This is a genomic window from Marinobacter sp. MIT932201, from assembly GCF_047123295.1.
Taxonomy (GTDB): domain Bacteria; phylum Pseudomonadota; class Gammaproteobacteria; order Pseudomonadales; family Oleiphilaceae; genus Marinobacter; species Marinobacter salsuginis.
In genome coordinates this window covers 2,493,670-2,510,334 of the sequence record NZ_CP138917.1, presented here as the reverse complement: position 1 = coordinate 2,510,334, position 16,665 = coordinate 2,493,670, and the positions used below count along the sequence as shown (strand labels likewise).

Below are 16,665 nucleotides of genomic sequence, written 5' to 3'. Positions count from 1 at the left end.
GTGGTGCGGGCAGGAGTGTTGTGAGAGATCACGAGCGGGACGTAACCACAACCGGCATGGCACCGTGGAAATCACCGGTGGCGCTCTCGGTCACGCTGCATGCGTTGATTCTGGGTATTGCGCTGGCGGGTTGGTCGTGGACCAGTACCGACCACGAGCCGCCACCCCGAAGCATATCGGCACGTTTGATTACCCAACAGGAGCCGGAGCCCAGCCCGGTTGTTGAACCAGACGATCAACAGAAGCGCGACGAGGAGCGTCGGGCCGAGGAACAGCGACGTCGGGAAGAGGCTGAGCGGCAGCGGCAAGAGGAAGAAGCCCGTCGTATCGCCGAGCAGAAGCGCCAGGAAGAGCAGAAGCGACTGCAGCAGCAGAAGGAGCAGGAACGCCAGGAAGCCGAGGCGAGGGAACGGGAAGCCCGGAAAGCGCGTGAAGAGGAAGCGGCGCGGAAAAAGGCAGAGGCGGAAGCCAAGGAACGGGCGCGACAGAAAGCCGAGGAAGAGAAGCGTCGTCAGGAAGAGGCCCAGCGAAAAGCGGAAGAAGAGAAGCGGCGGCTGGAAGAGCAACGGAAACGCGAAGAGGCTGAGCGCAAGCGCCAGGAAGAACTGGCACGCCAGGAAGCCGAGCGCAAACGTCTTGAGGCGGAGCGCAAGCTTCGCGAACAGCAGTTGGAGGCCCAGGCGCAGGCGGCCCAAAGAGCTCGGGAAGAAGAGGCGCGTCGCCAGCAGGAGGCGGCTGCCGCAAAAGCCCGGGAAGCTCAGATGCTGTCGGAGAGCGAGAAGTACCAGGCGCTGATCCGCGAGCGTTTGAGCCAGGCGTGGTATCCGCCATCCTCGGCCACGGAAGATATGACCGCGCGGCTCCAGATTACCCTGTTGCCAACTGGTGAGCTTGCAGGAGTACGTTTGGTTACCAGCAGTGGCAACACGGCTTTCGATAATTCCGCTCTGGGAGCCGTGCGCTCGCTGAGCCGTTACCCGATACCGAATGATCGGGATACCTTTGAACGGTATTTCCGACAGTTTACGATTGAATTCAACCCACGTCGGTTGAGATAAGGATGCGGATAACACCATGACACATCGGATTTGGCACAAACCGTCCAGAATGCTACTCGTCGCCTTCGCCCTGATCTTTGCCGCAGTTTCAGGAGCCCGTGCCGAGCTGTTGATCCGGATTACCGAAGGTGCGGATTCCGCCATTCCCGTGGCAGTGGTGCCCTTCGCCGAGTCCGGGCAGATGCCCGCTGGAGACAAAGTTGGCAGCATTGTCCAGGCCGATCTGACCATGACGGGCGAGTTCCGTACTCTACCTCCAGAAAAGATGCTGAGCCTGCCGTCCCGGCGGGAAGAAGTGTATTTCCGGGATTGGCGTCTGCTCGGTCAGCGCTATGTACTGGTCGGCTCGCTCACCCGAAGCGGCGACCGTGTGGAGGCGCGGTATGAACTGTTCGATGTGAACCGCGAGGAGCGGATTCTCGGGGAGACGGCGGCGGCGCCTGCTTCCAACACTCGTTCTCTGGCCCATTACATCGCCGACAAAGTGTATGAGGCGATCACCGGTGTACCCGGTGCCTTTTCCACAAAGCTGGCTTACGTGACGCTGGATACCGCTAACGGCAAGCCCCGGTACCGGCTGCAGGTGAGCGATGTTGATGGAAAACGTGCCCGGATACGCCTTGAAAGCCAGGAGCCCATTCTGTCCCCCGCCTGGTCCCCGGACGGTAAAAAATTGGCTTATGTCTCTTTTGAAACCGGAAAGCCGGTAATCTTCGTGCATGAACTTGCAACCGGCCAGCGCACCAAGGTGGCTGATTTTCCGGGCCTGAATTCGGCCCCAGCCTGGTCCGACGACGGCAGGTCGCTGCTGATGACCCTTTCGAAGGACGGTAACGCCGAAGTCTACCGGATGAATCTCGATGGTCGGCAACTGACCAAGTTGACCAACCACTGGGCTATTGATACCGAACCGAGCTACGACGCCAGTGGCAAGGGTATTTTCTTCACCTCGGACCGCTCAGGCGGGCCCCAGATTTACCATATGGAAACACCGGGTGCAGAGCCTCGTCGTATCACCTTTGGCAGCCGCTACAATGCCCGGCCCAGGCCCGACAATGAAGGCAAATACGTCTATTACGTGCACCAGCGGGATCGGGCGTTTCACATTGCCCGTACCGAACTGAAAACCGGGGAGGAAACGATCCTCACCCGTACGGAATCTGATGAGTCTCCCAGCGTTGCACCCAACGGCAGGATGCTGATCTATGCCACGCGGCAGAATGGAAGTAACGTGCTCACGGTTATATCTGCGGATGGCGGGGCAGCCTACAGCTTGCCGGCATCCGAAGGCGATGTCCGTGAGCCGGCCTGGGGACCTTTAGTTCGCTGATCGCCGGGCTTTATCGGCGTTGGCAATTTTCAAACTGATCACATGACCTAACTGAAAGGAAGAAACTATGAATTTCTCGGCTCAATCAAAAGCATTTGCACTGTTGTTGTCCGTTGGCCTGGTAGCTGGCTGTAGCTCCACCGGTGGCACCTCTGAGGAAGGCGGTGAGTACGGTTCCGATGTCGCTGCTGTTGATCAGGAAGGTGGTTCCACGGTTTATGGCGGTGATGACCAGGGTGGTGTTTCCTCTTCAGCCATGACCGAGGAAGAGCGCATGGCCGCCCGTGAACAGGCGGAGCAGCAGGCGCTTCGCGAAATTACCGTGTTTTACTTTGATTTCGACACTGCTGAAATCAAACAGGAAGCCCGTGACGTGCTGGTAGCCCATGCCCGCTTCCTCGCCAATAACCCGGGTCAGAATGTGCGTATCGAGGGTCACGCCGATGAGCGCGGCACCAAGGAATACAACCTGGCTCTGGGCGAGCGTCGTGCCAACGCGGTACAGCGCTTCCTGATCGTCAATGGCGCTTCACGTGGCCAGCTCGAAACCGTAAGCTATGGTGAAGAGAAGCCGGCAGTGATGGGTTCCAGCGAGAGCGCGTGGGCCCAGAACCGTCGTGTGGAACTCGTGTTTGAGTAATCACACAGGAAGGACCATGAGAAAATTCCTCATGGCGACAGTGGTTCTCCCGCTTGCCATTGGGCAGGCGGGGGTTGCCCTGGCGCAATCAGCTCAGGACGCTCAGCGAAACGCCAATAACAGTCAGGCGACGTCTGAGCTCTTCTACATGATCCAGCAGCTTCAGGGCGAAGTCAGGCGGCTTCAGGGTGAAGTGGAGGAGCAGAGACACCAGATCGAACGCCTGCAGCAGCAGGGGCGCGATCGTTACATTGATCTGGACCAGCGTATTCTGGACCTGTCGGAAAAGATTGCATCGCAGCCGGCGCCGGAAGCCAGCACCAGTCCTGGTTCGACAGCGTCTGCTCCGGAGGCCAGGGATTATCGTCAGCCGAGCGCTGAAGAGCGAAAGGCCTACGAACAGATTCAGGACCTGATCCGTAACCAGAAGAAATACGATGAGGCCATCAGCCGGATATACGAGTTTATCGATGAGTATCCGGAGGGCGATCTCACGGTAAACGCCTATTACTGGTTGGGTGAGGTATATCTGGTCAAGCCTCAACTCGAGCAGGCAAAACAGGCGTTCACCATTGTTGCCACCCGTTTCGCTGATCACCGCAAGGCACCGGATGCCGTCTACAAGCTGGGCGTGACTCACGATCGTCTGGGGGAAAAAGAGCAGGCACGGCGCAGCATGCAAACGGTGATCGAGGATTACCCGTCCAGCAGCGCTGCGGACCTGGCCCGAAAGTTTCTGGAGTCCCGGAACAGCTGATTGCCGAGTGTGGCAAAAATGTTGAGAAACCTGAGAAAAAGGGGTTGATCAACGGCCAAAAATCATTACTATATGCGCCTCGTTTGGGTCGTTAGCTCAGTTGGTAGAGCAGTTGGCTTTTAACCAATTGGTCGAAGGTTCGAATCCTTCACGACCCACCAAATACGAAATACCGGGTAGGCTGAGTCATTCGGTATGGATTGGAGCTCAGGCTTCAGTCGCAGTTCAGGGTCGTTAGCTCAGTTGGTAGAGCAGTTGGCTTTTAACCAATTGGTCGAAGGTTCGAATCCTTCACGACCCACCAAATAACAGAAACCTGCGGGTTTTTGTGAAAAAAGAGCCTCCGGGCTCTTTTTTTTTGCGTATACGTTCCTACCTAGGTAAACAGGTGACAGAAAACGAAATCACAACTTTGTGATAGCCCTGTTTCAGAAATATTAAGGCCGGGTTCGAATGCTATAATGCCCCGGTTAACGCAACACAGAGACGCAGTAATGACATACGCCGAAGACCGTATCCTCGTTCAAGAACACTTGGCCCATGCCGCCGAGCCGAAGCCGCTCAGCGAGGACGAAAAATCCGAACTGGAAGCTCGTATCAAGTCGGCCCTGCGGGAGCAGGATGCGGTGCTCGTAGCTCATTACTACACCGATCCCGATATCCAGCGTCTTGCCGAGGAAACCGGTGGCTGTGTTGCGGATTCCCTCGAAATGGCCCGGTTTGGCAATCAGCACCCAGCTTCGACCATCGTGGTTGCTGGCGTACGTTTCATGGGTGAGACGGCGAAAATACTGAACCCGGAGAAGCGTGTTCTGATGCCAACCCTTGAGGCTACCTGCTCTCTGGACGTGGGTTGTCCTGCCGACGAATTCGCCGAGTTTTGCGATCAGCACCCGGACCGTACGGTTGTGGTCTACGCCAACACATCGGCGGCGGTGAAGGCGAGGGCAGACTGGGTGGTTACTTCAAGCTGTGCCCAGGCAATTGTTGAAGACCTCGACACCCGCGGCGAGAAAATTCTCTGGGCGCCGGACAAGCACCTGGGGCACTACGTTCAGAAAACCACGGGCGCTGATATGCTGCTCTGGGATGGTTCCTGCATCGTCCATGAAGAGTTCAAGTATCGCGGGCTTGAGGATCTCAAGGCCCTGTATCCCGATGCAGCGGTGCTGGTCCACCCGGAATCCCCGGATGCCGTCGTTGAGATGGCGGATGTCGTAGGATCAACCTCGCAGCTGATTCACGCAGTGCAGACGTTACCCAATGAAAAGTTCATTGTTGCCACAGACAACGGCATCTTCTACAAGATGCAGCAGCTTGCTCCGAACAAAACGCTCATTGAAGCGCCTACCGCAGGCAATGGCGCTACCTGTCGGAGCTGCGCCCATTGCCCCTGGATGGCCATGAATGGCCTGCAGAATCTGCTGCAGGTACTGGAGCAGGGTGATCAGGAAGTGCTTGTGGACCCTGGCTTGCGGGAAAAAGCGCTGCAGCCGCTTCAGCGTATGCTGGATTTTACCGCCAACATGAATCTCAAGGCGGCAGGTAACGCCTGATCAGCTGTTGGCCCGGGCGTGCAGGCGGCTGGTGATTTCGGCCAGCCGCTCAGTCACAACCTGTCGCTGAGGTGCCCCTGCTGGCAACTTCTCCTGTGCCTGCCGGAGCTGACGCTGGGCAGACTCCAGATCACCCATCAAGACATCGTACTCCGCCCGTGCGCGATGCACGCCGACGATGTTTCTTGCCATACCCTCGGCCTCGGCCAGTTTAAGCCACAGATGTTCCTGCGCCGGGAATTGGCGAGTCAGCTGTTTGAGGTACTCAGCCGCTGCGGCACCATTGCTGTCAGCTATTTCGGTGCGTGCCAGGGTATGGGTGATCGGGTAGTTACCCGGATTTCTTGCCAGCGCGTCTTTCAGTAGAGCCCGCGCATCGTCCATACGATTCTGCGCCAGCCTTACTTCTGCCAGAGTCACCTGGAAGGTGATCCGGCCGGGATTCCTGGCCAGAAGGTCTTCCAGTATATCCACCGCCTTGTCGTACTGCCTGTTCTCAAGATAGGCCACGGACAAGCCGTACCGGATAGCGTCATTCCTCTGAACATCCGTTCTATCCAGGTAGGCTTCGAAGGTTTCCACCGCGACATCGGCTGAGGGTGCGTAGTGCACCTGTAGCCGACTGCGCATCAGGTGATATTCCTGGCCATCACGGATCTTTTCGTCCGGATACTGTTCGGCTCGGCTGCGAGTGTCGGCCACACGGCTCTGGGTCAACGGGTGCGTCGACAGATATTCAGGTAGGCGATTTCCCTGCATCCGGTTCTGCCTCATCATGATTTCGAACATTTCCGGCATGCCGCGGGGATCCATGCCGGCACTGGCCAGAATGTCGAGGCCGACCCGGTCGGCTTCCTGCTCATGGGCCCGGCTATAAGCCAGCATGTTCTGGGCCGCCAGAGCCTGGGTTCCTGCAATGGCCGCAAAACCGATATCCGACTGGGTGACCGCCGACAACACAATGCCGGCAATCATGCCTGCCAGTGTGAGCGGCGCACTGGTTTCCTGCTGTTCCATGCGCCGGGCAAAGTGCCGCTGGCTAAGATGGGCAAGCTCGTGCGCCAGTACCGAGGCAAACTGTTGCTCGGTAGCGGCATTCAGGAACAAACCCCCGTTGACGCCAACAATGCCACCGGGCACGGCGAAGGCGTTGATTGCCGGGCTATCTATCAGCGCCAGGGTCAGGTCCCGATTCTGCAGGGGCGCCGAGGGAACCAGGCGATAGGTGATAGCGCTGAGGTAGTCATAAACCAAGGGGTCGCTTATCCGGGGTGCTGATCGGCGGATAGACACCATGACCTGCTGGCCGATATCCGATTCCTGCTGGCCTGCAATCAGGCCTCCGCCACTGCCACCTATGCTAGGTAGTCTGCTTTCCTGGGCATGGCCCGGTAATGCAGCAAGCAACAGTGCCAGAAAGGCGGTTACCGCCAGTCCCGCTAGCGTTCGGGGTCGGGGTTGATTAACAATCATGTAGTGCCGGGTGCCTGTGGTCTGAGTCGCCGGTTTGACAGCGGTTTACGATAAAAAGTTCTGACCCCCTGCTTGAAGAGGATTGTGATGCAATACATTATCACTGTCGGCATAATGCCCGCTTGTTAAATCCGCTTATAATTTTCGCGAGAGTGTATCGCTAGTATGGTTGATCGAACGCTTGACGCCTCCGGGTTGCGCTGCCCGATGCCTTTGCTGAAAACAAAACTGGAGCTTAACAGCATGGCGCCCGGTGAAGAACTCGAGGTGATCGCAACAGACGCGGGTTCCGCACGGGATATTCCGGCCTTTCTGCAACTGTCTGATCACAAGCTAATGAGCAGTTCCGAAACCGCCGGGCAGTACCGGTTTGTGATAAAGTGCGGCGGTTAAGAATTCGGAGCTGTAAATGATCAGGACATTACGCGGTCTCGCGCACAAATACTTCTCGGATGAAGAAGCGGTCATCCTGTTCCTGATACTGGTGACAGGAACCGTTTTTGTTATCTGGTTCGGTGCCATGCTTGCGCCGGCCATTGCCTCGCTCATTGTCGCCTTTATTCTGCAGGGCCTGGTTACCAAGCTCAACAAGCTCGGCGTGCCGGAGACGGTTTCGATCATTGGCGTGTTCCTGGTTTTCCTCGGCGTACTGGTCGGCTTCCTGTTTGGCCTGCTTCCGCTGATCTGGACGCAGCTGAGTAACCTGGCAGGTGAAGCACCGCGTATCATCCGGGAGCTCCAATCCTATCTTGAGCTGCTGCCGGAACAGTACCCCCACCTGATCTCTGGAGAGGCTGTCAGCACCGTATACAGTCAGGTGAGCACCGAAGTGGGGCACATGACCCAATGGTTGGTGTCGTTCTCGCTGTCCAGCATTCCGGACCTTGTGGCGCTACTGATTTACATGGTGCTGGTACCGATTCTGGTGTTCTTCTTCCTGAAGGACAGGGCAGTGCTGCTGAATTCCATTGCCCGGCTTTTGCCACCCCAGCGTCCGATGATGCTGCAGATTTGGCACGAGGTGAACCTCCAGTGTGCCAATTACGTGCGCGGCAAGGCGGTTGAGATCCTGATCGTGGGGGGCGCCACCTACATTGCCTTCAAGTTACTGGGCATGCCCTACGCTGCGTTGCTTTCCCTGCTGGTGGGGCTGAGCGTGGTCATTCCCTACATTGGCGCCGCTGTTGTCACCATCCCTGTTGCGGTGATTGCACTGTTCGCCTTCGGCTGGGGCAGCCAGTTTATCTGGGTGATGGTAGTGTACGGTGTTATTCAGGCGCTGGATGGTAACGTCCTGGTTCCGATTCTCTTCTCGGAAGTAAACAATCTGCACCCGGTCGCCATTATCGTTGCAGTATTGTTCTTCGGAGGCATTTGGGGCTTGTGGGGTGTTTTCTTTGCTATTCCGCTGGCAACCATGCTCAAGGCCGTATTTGCCGCCTGGCCGGTGAAGGAGTCTGCGCCGCTGGCCGAAACCAGCGACACCTGACAGGCGCCTAAAGCGCCTGTACGGCCTCCAGAACCTCGTCCGCATGGCCTTTGACCTTCACGCCACGCCATTCCGCCCTCAACACGCCGTCCTTATCAATCAGGAAGGTGCTGCGGTCGACGCCCATGTACTCCTTGCCGTAGAGCTTTTTCAGCTTGATCACGTTAAAGAGGTTGCAGAGGGCTTCGTCCTTGTCTGAAATCAGGTGGAAGGGAAACTCATGCTTGGCCCGGAAGTTCTCGTGGGCTTTCAGGCCGTCCCTGGATACTCCAAGAATAACCGTGTCCAGCTCTTCGAACTGTTTCATCCGATCCCGGAAGTCCTGGCCCTCGGTGGTGCAGCCAGGGGTGTTGTCCTTCGGATAGAAGTAAATTACCACATTCTGACCCTTCAGATTGTCCAGCCTTATGGTCTGATCTCCGGTAGCCGGCGCTTCAAAATCCGGAACGGGTTTGTTTAACTCAACGGATGGCATGACATCTCCTTTAATTCCCTTGTGTCAGTTCGTGCCCAACATTACCATATCGGTTTTATTCGGACGGAGCTTTTATGATTACGGGTAGCCTTGTCGCACTGGTCACGCCCATGCATCCAAACGGTGATATTCACTGGGAGGATCTGGACAAGCTGGTAGACTTTCATATTGAAAACGGCACGCACGGCATTGTGGCTGTGGGCACCACTGGCGAATCCGCAACGCTCGACCCGGAAGAGCATTGCCAGACCATTGGCCACATCATCAAACGCGTTAATGGTCGCATCCCGGTTATTGCGGGCACGGGCGGTAACAGCACCCGTGAGGCCATTGAACTGACCGCCGAAGCCCATAAGCTTGGCGCCGATGCCTGTCTGCTCGTTGTTCCCTACTACAACAAGCCGACCCAGGAAGGCCTGTACCAGCATTTCAAAGCCATCGCCGAAGCCGTCCCCGGCATGAACCAGATGCTGTACAACGTGCCCGGCCGGACTGCCTGCGACATGCTGAACGAGACCGTGCTGCGGCTTGCTGATATCCCGAACATCGTGGGTATCAAGGACGCCACGGGCAATATTCCCCGCGGTGCTGAACTGATCGAAGCCTTGAATGGCCGTCTTGCGGTTTACTCCGGTGATGACGCCACCGCGGCTGAGTTGATGCTCGCGGGTGCCAAAGGCAACGTCTCTGTGACTGCCAACGTAGCTCCGAAAGCCATGGCCCAGCTCTGCGAAGCGGCCGTAGCAGGAAACCGCGAAGAGACCGAGCGTCTGAGCGAACTGCTCATGCCGCTCAACCGGAAGCTGTTCCTTGAGGCGAACCCGATTCCGGTTAAATGGGCGCTTCACCGAATGGGAATGATCGGGGAGGGCATCCGCCTGCCGCTGACACCGCTCAGCGAAAAGTTCCATAGCGAAGTGGAAGATGCCCTCAAGGCCTCAGGTGTACTCTGAGTTTGCTTAAATCATCCCAGCCCCGGAGTAACCTGATGCAGGTTCTAAAAGGAACCGGTAGTAACCTGATGTTGAAACCCGCTGTTATGGTATCCGGGCTGCTGCTTCTCGCAGCAGCTTCAGGATGCAGCTTCGTTGAAGATCGTTCCGAGCGCTACGTAAATGCGACGGAAGGGAAGCCGCTGGAACTGCCTCCAACCGCCGACGATTCCCGTTTCAGCCAGACCATGCCAATCCGTGATGTCCAGCCGGCCGATGCCAGCAAGATGTACCCGTCCGATATACCGCGTCCGCCGGACATGACCTCGGACATCCTGGATGAAAACTATGTGATTGAAGAGCTCGATGGCCGGCTTTGGCTATTGGTGAACGATGTGCCCGGACGAATCTGGCCCGCGGTGAACAGCTACCTGTCGGACCGTGGCCTGGGCGTTGGTTTTGACAGCCCCCAGCTCGGCCTCCTGCAGACTGAGCTTGCCAACTTCAGCAAGCGCGCCAGGGAACTGGTGGAGCTTTCCGATAATCCGTCTGCTGGCGAACAGAAAGTCGTCCTCCAGCTGCGTATGGCTCCCGGCGTTCGTCGTAAGACCACCGAAGTGCAGGTGCGCAAACTGGAAGTGGCGGAGCAGCCAGACGAACTGATCCCCTGGAGCGGTGTGTCCGACCCCTCGGAGCAGGCGTTGGAGCTTCAGCGACGCCTGTTGTCAGACCTGGGAGATTTTCTCAGGGCCCGGGAGGAAACCAAGTCCTTTTCCCGAGCCGCATCCGGCATGGTTAGCGATCCGCTTGTTCGCCTGATCTCGGAAAAGGATGAGGCGGTCTCGATCCGCATGGAGCTTGATTATGGTCGTTCCTGGGCTGAAGTAAGCCGGGCGCTGACAGACTCGGGCATTCCTGTTGTTGATCTGAACCGCAGTGAGGGTTGGTTCCATGTCGATTTCCGGACCGAAGACGAGCGGGATCCGGGTTGGTTCAGCTGGTTCAGTGATAAAGAGGCGCCGCAGCATACCCACACTGTAAACCTCAGCCAGCAGAGCGACGCCATTGTCATCTCTGCCGACGAGGTTCCGGACTACACTGGCAGCCGCACGACGGCGGATCTGCTCGCGCAACTATTCGATTACCTATACTGATTCAGGAAGAGGCCGCTCAGGGCGGCCGCTTTTCGGAGACCCCCAATGGAAAAACGCGAAGAACTCTACGCCGGCAAGGCTAAATCCGTCTACCGTACCGACGACCCCGAGCGGTTCGTGCTGGTGTTCCGTGACGACACATCCGCCTTCGACGGCGAGAAAAAGGAACAGCTTAATCGCAAGGGCATGGTGAACAACAAGTTCAATGCGTTCATTATGGAAAAACTCGAGGCGGCGGGCGTACCGACCCATTTCGAGGGACTATTGTCGTCGACCGAATCGCTCGTGAAGAAACTGGACATGATCCCGGTTGAATGCGTGGTCCGCAACGTCTCCGCAGGCAGCCTCTGCCGTCGGCTTGGCGTAGAGGAAGGGCAGGAGCTGAATCCGCCCACGTACGAACTGTTTTTGAAGAACGACGCGCTCCACGACCCCATGGTCAACGAATCCCTGGCCGTCAGCTTTGGTTGGGCCTCAGCCGACGAACTGGAGCAGATGAAAGCCCTGACCTACCGGGTAAATGACGTGCTCAAGGCCCTGTTCGCTGATGCTGGTATGCTGCTGGTGGACTACAAGCTGGAGTTTGGTCGCAGCGAAGGCAAGATCGTGCTGGGCGATGAATTCAGCCCGGACGGTTGCCGGATCTGGGACAAGGAAACCCGCAAGAAAATGGATAAAGATCGTTTCCGCCAGGGGCTTGGCGAAGTGATCGAAACTTACGAAGAAGTCGGGCGCCGTCTGGGAATCCAGTTCGACTGACTGAAACTGACAACAAATTCAAAAGGTGTGTCATGCGTAAACTGATGCTTGCTGTAGGTGGTTCACTGATCCTGGTGGCGCCTCTGTCACAGGCAGATGTGGTTGGTCTAGGTGCCAGCGTAAGTTACTGGGATTCGGATCTTTCCGGGAAGGCTGCCACCAACAATGACGTTGTGGACGTTGAGAACGATCTGAATCTCGACAGCGACTCCAACGCCAATGCTTCGTTGTATCTGGAGCATCCGGTGCCGCTATTGCCTAATGTTCGACTCAATTACACGTTGGTTGAACAAAGTGGCCGTGGCGATGTCGGTCTCGCCGGCTTCGACGGCGTCTCGGGCGAGGTCCAGTCCGATCTGGATCTGGAACAGCTGGATCTGACCCTTTATTACGAAGTTCTGGATAACTGGGTAAATCTCGATCTTGGTCTGACCGCTCGCGATTTTTCCGGCGATCTGATCGTGCAGCAAGCGAATGGGTTGGCATCAAGCGAGACCAGCGTCGACGCAGTTATCCCGATGGGCTATCTGGCAGCACGATTTGATCTGCCGCTGACTGGACTGTCCGTGGGAGCCGAGGGAAACTTCATCAGCTTCGACGGCGATTCGCTGCACGATTTCAACGCCTACGGTCAGTACGAGATATCGCTGATCCAGTTCCGTGCAGGCTATCGCCAGATGTCCATTGATTACGAGGACGACAGCGACCGCCTGGATGTCGAGATAGGCGGACCGTTCGTGAGTGCCGGCGTGTCCTTCTGAGGCCGGCATTCATTTCAGGGAGAGACACGTGAAGATTCTTGTTACCGGAACGGCCGGTTTTATCGGTTCATACCTGGCCCATCGCCTGCTTGACCGGGGCGATGAGGTCATTGGCGTTGATAACGTCAACGACTACTACGATGTGAACCTGAAGGAAGCGCGGCTGAAACGCCTGACCGACAAAGCCGGTTATACCGAAGTCCGCCAGGATGTAGCAGACCGCGCCGCCATGGAGGCACTCTTCGCCGAGCATAAACCGGAGCGGGTAGTCCATCTGGCGGCCCAGGCCGGTGTGCGGTATTCCATTGAGAATCCTCACGCCTATGTGGATGCCAACCTTGTTGGCTTCATGAATATCCTTGAAGGTTGCCGGCATAATAAGGTGAAGCATCTGGTATACGCCTCCAGCAGCTCGGTATACGGCGCCAACGAGACCATGCCTTTCTCGATTCACGACAACGTGGATCACCCTCTGAGCCTCTATGCCGCCTCCAAGAAGGCGAATGAGCTCATGGCCCACACATACAGCCACCTGTATAACCTGCCCACCACTGGCCTCAGATTCTTCACCGTCTATGGTCCCTGGGGCCGGCCGGATATGGCGTTGTTTATCTTCACCAAGAAGATCCTCGCCGGCGAACCCATCGACGTCTTCAACCATGGCCGCCATCGCCGGGATTTCACCTACATCGACGACATCGTGGAGGGCGTGATCCGCACCCTCGACCATGTTGCTGAACCCAACGGCGAGTGGAGCGGCGAGAACCCGGATCCAGGCACCAGCAAGGCGCCATACCGGTTGTATAACATCGGGAGTAACAACCCGGTTGAGCTCTCCCGGTTTATCGAGATTATCGAGGAGCGGGTTGGCAAGAAAGCCGAGAAAAAAACTGCTGCCACTGCAGCCCGGGGACGTACCCGCCACCTACGCCAATGTCGATGATCTGATCGAAGACGTCGGCTATAAACCGGCCACGCCCGTAGAGGAGGGCATTGCCAGGTTTGTAGACTGGTATCGGGACTTCTACAAAGTATGAAACAAGGGCCAGCAACTGCTGGCCCTTGTCGTTTCTGATATTCGAAAACGGAGCGTTCGAGATGATGGCAGTTTTGAAAAGATGGGCTCTGCTAGTCGGGCTTATTGCCGTGGCTGGCTGTACCGGTCTTCCCGAGGACATTGAGCCGGTCACCGGTTTCGAGAGTGACCGCTACTTGGGCACCTGGTACGAAATTGCCCGCCTCGACCATTCCTTTGAACGCGGGCTCACCAATGTTCGCGCTGAATACAGTCGCAACGAAGATGGCAGCATAAAAGTCATCAACCGTGGCTATAACGCGAAAGAAGGGAAGTGGGAGGAAGCCGATGGCCGTGCGGTGTTTGTCGAGGATGAGAAAACGGGCCACCTGAAGGTGTCCTTCTCCGGCCCATTTTACGCCTCTTATGTTGTGTTTGAACTCGATAAAGAAGCGTATTCTCATGCCTACGTGACCGGGTACAACAGGGACTATCTCTGGTTCCTTTCGCGCACGCCGGAAGTTAGTGAAAAGGCGATAGAGGCATTCAAGGATCGGGCCAGGGCAGAAGGGTTTGATTTGGAGGAACTGATAGTCGTCGAACAGGAAAAGCACCGTTCGCAGCGGTAAGAGTGTCTGAGAGGTCATTTTGGGCACAAAAAAAGCCAGTTCTTACGAGGCACGTAAGCAACTGACTTTTTTGCAGAATTGGTAGGACCACCCAGATTCGAACTGGGGACCTCTACCATGTCAAAATTGCGTTCTGACAAACGTAAGTTAATGAGTTAAAAACAAATAGATCTTGAAACGCCCCGCCACTAGTGCACACTTTGCAGACTATATAAATCAACGCATTGCGTACTGTATATTGGGAAAAGTTTTCAGGGAGAAATGGTATGGCTTGGTCTGCAGTATCAGGGTTGGTCGGTCTGTTAGTAGGACTGATTTTAGGTCACAGATTGGCTCTGGGGCGTGATAAGAGGAAAGAGTTCAATGAAGCTACCTCGGATATAAGAAAAAGGCTTTCCGCCCACATTGGTTATCTGGAGAAAGGCAATGTCGCAGGGCAAATCACGGAACAAGAGGTTTCGAATATTGTCGGAGTGTTGGGCGAGTCGAGGTCTGCTGATATCAGGAAGCAGTTCGATCGTTATTCGGCAACCCTGCAGATGTGCTCAATGAATGATGGCTACGGCATGCAGCTTCCAGTATCTCCGGGATGCAAACAACAAATAATCGATGATGCCCAGAAACTCTACCGTCTTGTTCAGCCAAAATAGAATGCTACAGGATCGCCGTTCACTGTTTTAAGCTGCCAGACTTAATAACCAGCCCAGCCTCAACCATCACCCACCGCTGCTCATGCCCCTGCTGATAATGCTCCGTCATCTTCTGATTGGCATGCGCCATCAGCGGCTGGATGTAAGTCTCGTTGTCGAAACCCTGCTTTTTGTAGAGCCATGATCCCAGGGCCCGGATCTCGTGGAAGGTGGGGCGGTGTTGCCGGGGCATGTTCTTGAAGCTCTCGCACTTGTCCCGGGTTTTGCGGAACTCTGCGGTGAAGGTGTTGGGTGTGAGCTTGGTCCAGTGGTCGCGGCCTTCGGCTTCCACTTTGCGCTCTGGCCTGCGGTGGATGATGTAGGGGCTGGCGATTTTGGACTGCCTGGCGCGGGTGATGATGTCTTCCAGCTGCGGACAGTGGATCATCAGGTGTGAGTGTTCGTGCTTGCTGGTTTTCTGGCGGATAACTCTCAGGGTTTTGTCCTGGTAATCCGAGAACTTCATGTTGATCACTTCCGCGCGGCCCTGGAGGGTGATCAGTGCGGTTTCCATGGCCAGCTGCATCCACGGCTCTGCCTTGGCGTGGATCTCCCAGAACTGTTCCAATGTGAGGCGCCGGCGGGCCTTTTCGTATTCTGATTTGGCGTAAGTGACTTCTGCCGGGTTTCCCATGTCGAGTGGGTAGAGGCCTTTGTTGATGGCGAAGCGGAACAGTTCGATCAACGTGGCTCGGTGCTTGATGTAGGCATCGCGTTCGAAGTTGTCATCCAAGTATTCGGCAATGGCCTGCACATCCATTTCGTCTATCAGCTTGCTGCCCAGATCGCGCTCGATACGTTTGAGGCGATACTCGAGTATTTTTTCGGTACCGGCGGCGAGGCCTTTGGTGGGTAGCAGCTCTTTCCGGTACCGGTCGATCAGGTGGCTGATATCCTTATCCGCGGTGCCCATCACCTGGGCCACCAGGTTGCGCTCCGGGATCAGGATGCTGTTCAGCTGGCGCGCGGCGGCGTTGGCTTCCTGCTTGTTGGTGCCCATGGAATAATAATGGCCGGTAACCGGGTGCTTGTACTGGTAGTAGGTAACGCCGTTCTTGGTGCTGCCGTACAGGTTTTCCACCAAGTCTTTGTTCTTTTTGAGCCGCTTTCTGGGTGCCATCAGTTTGCCTGCAGTACTTTATCCACCAGTGGGTTGCCGGTGTTGATCTTGATTTTGTCCGGATCGACAAACCAGAGGCCGCCGATTTTCCGTGCTCCTGGAATGTGGCCCTCATTTGCCCACTTGTAAACCACTCGCATGGATGGGCCGGGTTCCTCGAAGGTTTCCTCTCGCCATTTTTCCAGTGATTTGAGTTTGGCCATAGTGGTTACCTCACTACTTGCGAATCACAGGAAGGCCTTTGAGGCACTGGTGATCGGGGCCCATATCGAAGGGGCAGTGGCATTCTGGGTAGGTGCACTGATCCGCCTGAAAGGTGATCGGCACTGGTTTCACGGGTTCTGAAACGTTCCAAATAGTCCCTGCTACCATTTTCCTCTGCCAGTCTTCGAGAGATTCATAGTTGGAAAGGGTGGTCTCTTCCTTCCAATCCTTGCTGACAACAGTTGCACCAAATTCCTGTTCCAGCATCTTCTTGATTCGGTCAATGACAATCGATTTTCCGCACTGAATGGGACCGGTAACGGTGATGCAGGCGATCTGAGGCACATCGATCGTGAAGTTCTGCTTTGGCATTAGTCTTCCTCCACCTTCATGCCGGCGCCTTGAGGAATGGCCTCTTCATCCTCTGCCATCGCCTCAAAAAGCTCGTGGAGGGCCTGAACGGTTCGCCGCGACTGGGTGCCAGAGGCGCAAAATTGAACCCCTTTGGCATAAATCCCACCTTCTGGTATCACCGAAACGATCACATCACCGTCATCCTCCACGAAAAGCTGTAGCGCCTTGCCTTCTCGCATGTCGCAAATTCGAGCTATTGCCTTAGCCATC

Annotated in this window: 19 protein-coding genes, 2 tRNA genes and 1 pseudogene; 16 read left to right on the top strand and 6 right to left on the bottom strand. The window is 56.2% G+C overall.

Annotation, left to right across the window (positions count from 1 at the left end):
* Positions 1 to 77 precede the first annotated feature (77 nt).
* The 7 genes from tolA to nadA all read left to right on the top strand — a co-directional run bounded on the left by tolA (position 78) and on the right by nadA (position 5,341).
* On the top strand, positions 78 to 1,058 hold the full coding sequence (tolA, locus tag SIC15_RS11465) for a cell envelope integrity protein TolA (protein ID WP_291907402.1): 981 nt from the start codon (positions 78 to 80) through the stop codon (positions 1,056 to 1,058).
* 49 nt (positions 1,059 to 1,107) lie between these two features.
* On the top strand, positions 1,108 to 2,388 hold the full coding sequence (gene tolB / locus SIC15_RS11460) for a Tol-Pal system beta propeller repeat protein TolB (protein ID WP_412537611.1): 1,281 nt from the start codon (positions 1,108 to 1,110) through the stop codon (positions 2,386 to 2,388).
* A 67-nt stretch (positions 2,389 to 2,455) separates the two neighbouring features.
* Positions 2,456 to 3,028: a peptidoglycan-associated lipoprotein Pal gene (gene pal / locus SIC15_RS11455; protein ID WP_069183424.1), complete on the top strand. Its 573-nt coding sequence runs from the start codon at positions 2,456 to 2,458 to the stop codon at positions 3,026 to 3,028.
* Positions 3,029 to 3,044: 16 nt separating this feature from the next.
* On the top strand, positions 3,045 to 3,785 hold the full coding sequence (gene ybgF / locus SIC15_RS11450) for a tol-pal system protein YbgF (RefSeq protein WP_412535957.1): 741 nt from the start codon (positions 3,045 to 3,047) through the stop codon (positions 3,783 to 3,785).
* Between the two features lie 85 nt (positions 3,786 to 3,870).
* A tRNA-Lys gene (locus SIC15_RS11445) sits at positions 3,871 to 3,946 on the top strand.
* A 67-nt stretch (positions 3,947 to 4,013) separates the two neighbouring features.
* Positions 4,014 to 4,089, top strand: a tRNA-Lys gene (locus SIC15_RS11440).
* Positions 4,090 to 4,279: 190 nt separating this feature from the next.
* The gene (gene nadA, locus SIC15_RS11435) at positions 4,280 to 5,341 is read left to right on the top strand and encodes a quinolinate synthase NadA (protein ID WP_069183426.1); all 1,062 of its coding nucleotides are present in this window, start codon (positions 4,280 to 4,282) and stop codon (positions 5,339 to 5,341) included.
* On the opposite strand, the gene SIC15_RS11430 is transcribed toward nadA, so the two are convergent.
* The gene (locus SIC15_RS11430; protein ID WP_412535956.1) at positions 5,342 to 6,814 is read right to left on the bottom strand and encodes a M48 family metalloprotease; all 1,473 of its coding nucleotides are present in this window, start codon (positions 6,812 to 6,814) and stop codon (positions 5,342 to 5,344) included.
* A 165-nt stretch (positions 6,815 to 6,979) separates the two neighbouring features.
* Here SIC15_RS11430 and SIC15_RS11425 point away from each other — a divergent pair, with 165 nt between their 5' ends.
* Together SIC15_RS11425 and SIC15_RS11420 are read left to right on the top strand one after the other, a co-directional pair.
* Entirely contained in the window at positions 6,980 to 7,207 is a 228-nt protein-coding gene (locus tag SIC15_RS11425; RefSeq protein WP_069183428.1) for a sulfurtransferase TusA family protein, read from the top strand.
* Positions 7,208 to 7,223: 16 nt separating this feature from the next.
* Positions 7,224 to 8,303, top strand: coding sequence for an AI-2E family transporter (locus SIC15_RS11420; RefSeq protein WP_069183429.1), 1,080 nt, complete (start codon positions 7,224 to 7,226; stop codon positions 8,301 to 8,303).
* 7 nt (positions 8,304 to 8,310) lie between these two features.
* Here the strand turns inward: SIC15_RS11420 and SIC15_RS11415 are convergent, their stop codons facing one another.
* Positions 8,311 to 8,778 carry a peroxiredoxin gene (locus SIC15_RS11415; protein WP_069183430.1) on the bottom strand — a complete coding sequence of 156 codons (468 nt, stop codon included), beginning with the start codon at positions 8,776 to 8,778 and terminating at the stop codon, positions 8,311 to 8,313.
* 74 nt (positions 8,779 to 8,852) lie between these two features.
* On the opposite strand from SIC15_RS11415, the gene dapA reads away from it, so the two are divergent.
* The 7 genes and pseudogenes from dapA to SIC15_RS11380 all read left to right on the top strand — a co-directional run bounded on the left by dapA (position 8,853) and on the right by SIC15_RS11380 (position 14,678).
* Entirely contained in the window at positions 8,853 to 9,731 is an 879-nt protein-coding gene (dapA, locus tag SIC15_RS11410) for a 4-hydroxy-tetrahydrodipicolinate synthase (protein WP_412535955.1), read from the top strand.
* A gap of 35 nt (positions 9,732 to 9,766) precedes the next feature.
* Positions 9,767 to 10,864 (top strand): outer membrane protein assembly factor BamC, encoded by a 1,098-nt coding sequence (bamC, locus tag SIC15_RS11405; RefSeq protein ID WP_412535954.1) that lies wholly within the window; start codon positions 9,767 to 9,769, stop codon positions 10,862 to 10,864.
* Between the two features lie 45 nt (positions 10,865 to 10,909).
* A complete protein-coding gene (purC, locus tag SIC15_RS11400) occupies positions 10,910 to 11,623 on the top strand; it encodes a phosphoribosylaminoimidazolesuccinocarboxamide synthase (protein ID WP_412535953.1) in 714 nt (237 codons plus the stop codon).
* A 32-nt stretch (positions 11,624 to 11,655) separates the two neighbouring features.
* A complete protein-coding gene (locus SIC15_RS11395; protein ID WP_209397046.1) occupies positions 11,656 to 12,384 on the top strand; it encodes a TIGR04219 family outer membrane beta-barrel protein in 729 nt (242 codons plus the stop codon).
* 28 nt (positions 12,385 to 12,412) lie between these two features.
* A pseudogene (locus SIC15_RS11390) lies at positions 12,413 to 13,421 on the top strand (NAD-dependent epimerase).
* 61 nt (positions 13,422 to 13,482) lie between these two features.
* The gene (locus SIC15_RS11385) at positions 13,483 to 14,028 is read left to right on the top strand and encodes a lipocalin family protein (protein ID WP_412535952.1); all 546 of its coding nucleotides are present in this window, start codon (positions 13,483 to 13,485) and stop codon (positions 14,026 to 14,028) included.
* Positions 14,029 to 14,294: 266 nt separating this feature from the next.
* Positions 14,295 to 14,678, top strand: coding sequence for a hypothetical protein (locus SIC15_RS11380; protein WP_412535951.1), 384 nt, complete (start codon positions 14,295 to 14,297; stop codon positions 14,676 to 14,678).
* 19 nt (positions 14,679 to 14,697) lie between these two features.
* Here SIC15_RS11380 and SIC15_RS11375 read toward each other — a convergent pair whose 3' ends face one another.
* The 4 genes from SIC15_RS11375 to SIC15_RS11360 are packed head-to-tail and all read right to left on the bottom strand — an operon-like array spanning position 14,698 to position 16,664.
* Entirely contained in the window at positions 14,698 to 15,837 is a 1,140-nt protein-coding gene (locus SIC15_RS11375; RefSeq protein ID WP_412535950.1) for a phage integrase Arm DNA-binding domain-containing protein, read from the bottom strand.
* Positions 15,837 to 16,040 (bottom strand): DNA-binding protein, encoded by a 204-nt coding sequence (locus tag SIC15_RS11370; protein ID WP_412535949.1) that lies wholly within the window; start codon positions 16,038 to 16,040, stop codon positions 15,837 to 15,839. The genes SIC15_RS11375 and SIC15_RS11370 overlap by 1 nt, the downstream gene beginning before the upstream one ends.
* A 13-nt stretch (positions 16,041 to 16,053) precedes the next feature.
* Positions 16,054 to 16,413 (bottom strand): hypothetical protein, encoded by a 360-nt coding sequence (locus SIC15_RS11365; RefSeq protein ID WP_412535948.1) that lies wholly within the window; start codon positions 16,411 to 16,413, stop codon positions 16,054 to 16,056.
* Positions 16,413 to 16,664 carry a hypothetical protein gene (locus tag SIC15_RS11360; protein ID WP_412535947.1) on the bottom strand — a complete coding sequence of 84 codons (252 nt, stop codon included), beginning with the start codon at positions 16,662 to 16,664 and terminating at the stop codon, positions 16,413 to 16,415. The genes SIC15_RS11365 and SIC15_RS11360 overlap by 1 nt, the downstream gene beginning before the upstream one ends.
* Position 16,665: the final 1 nt, after the last annotated feature.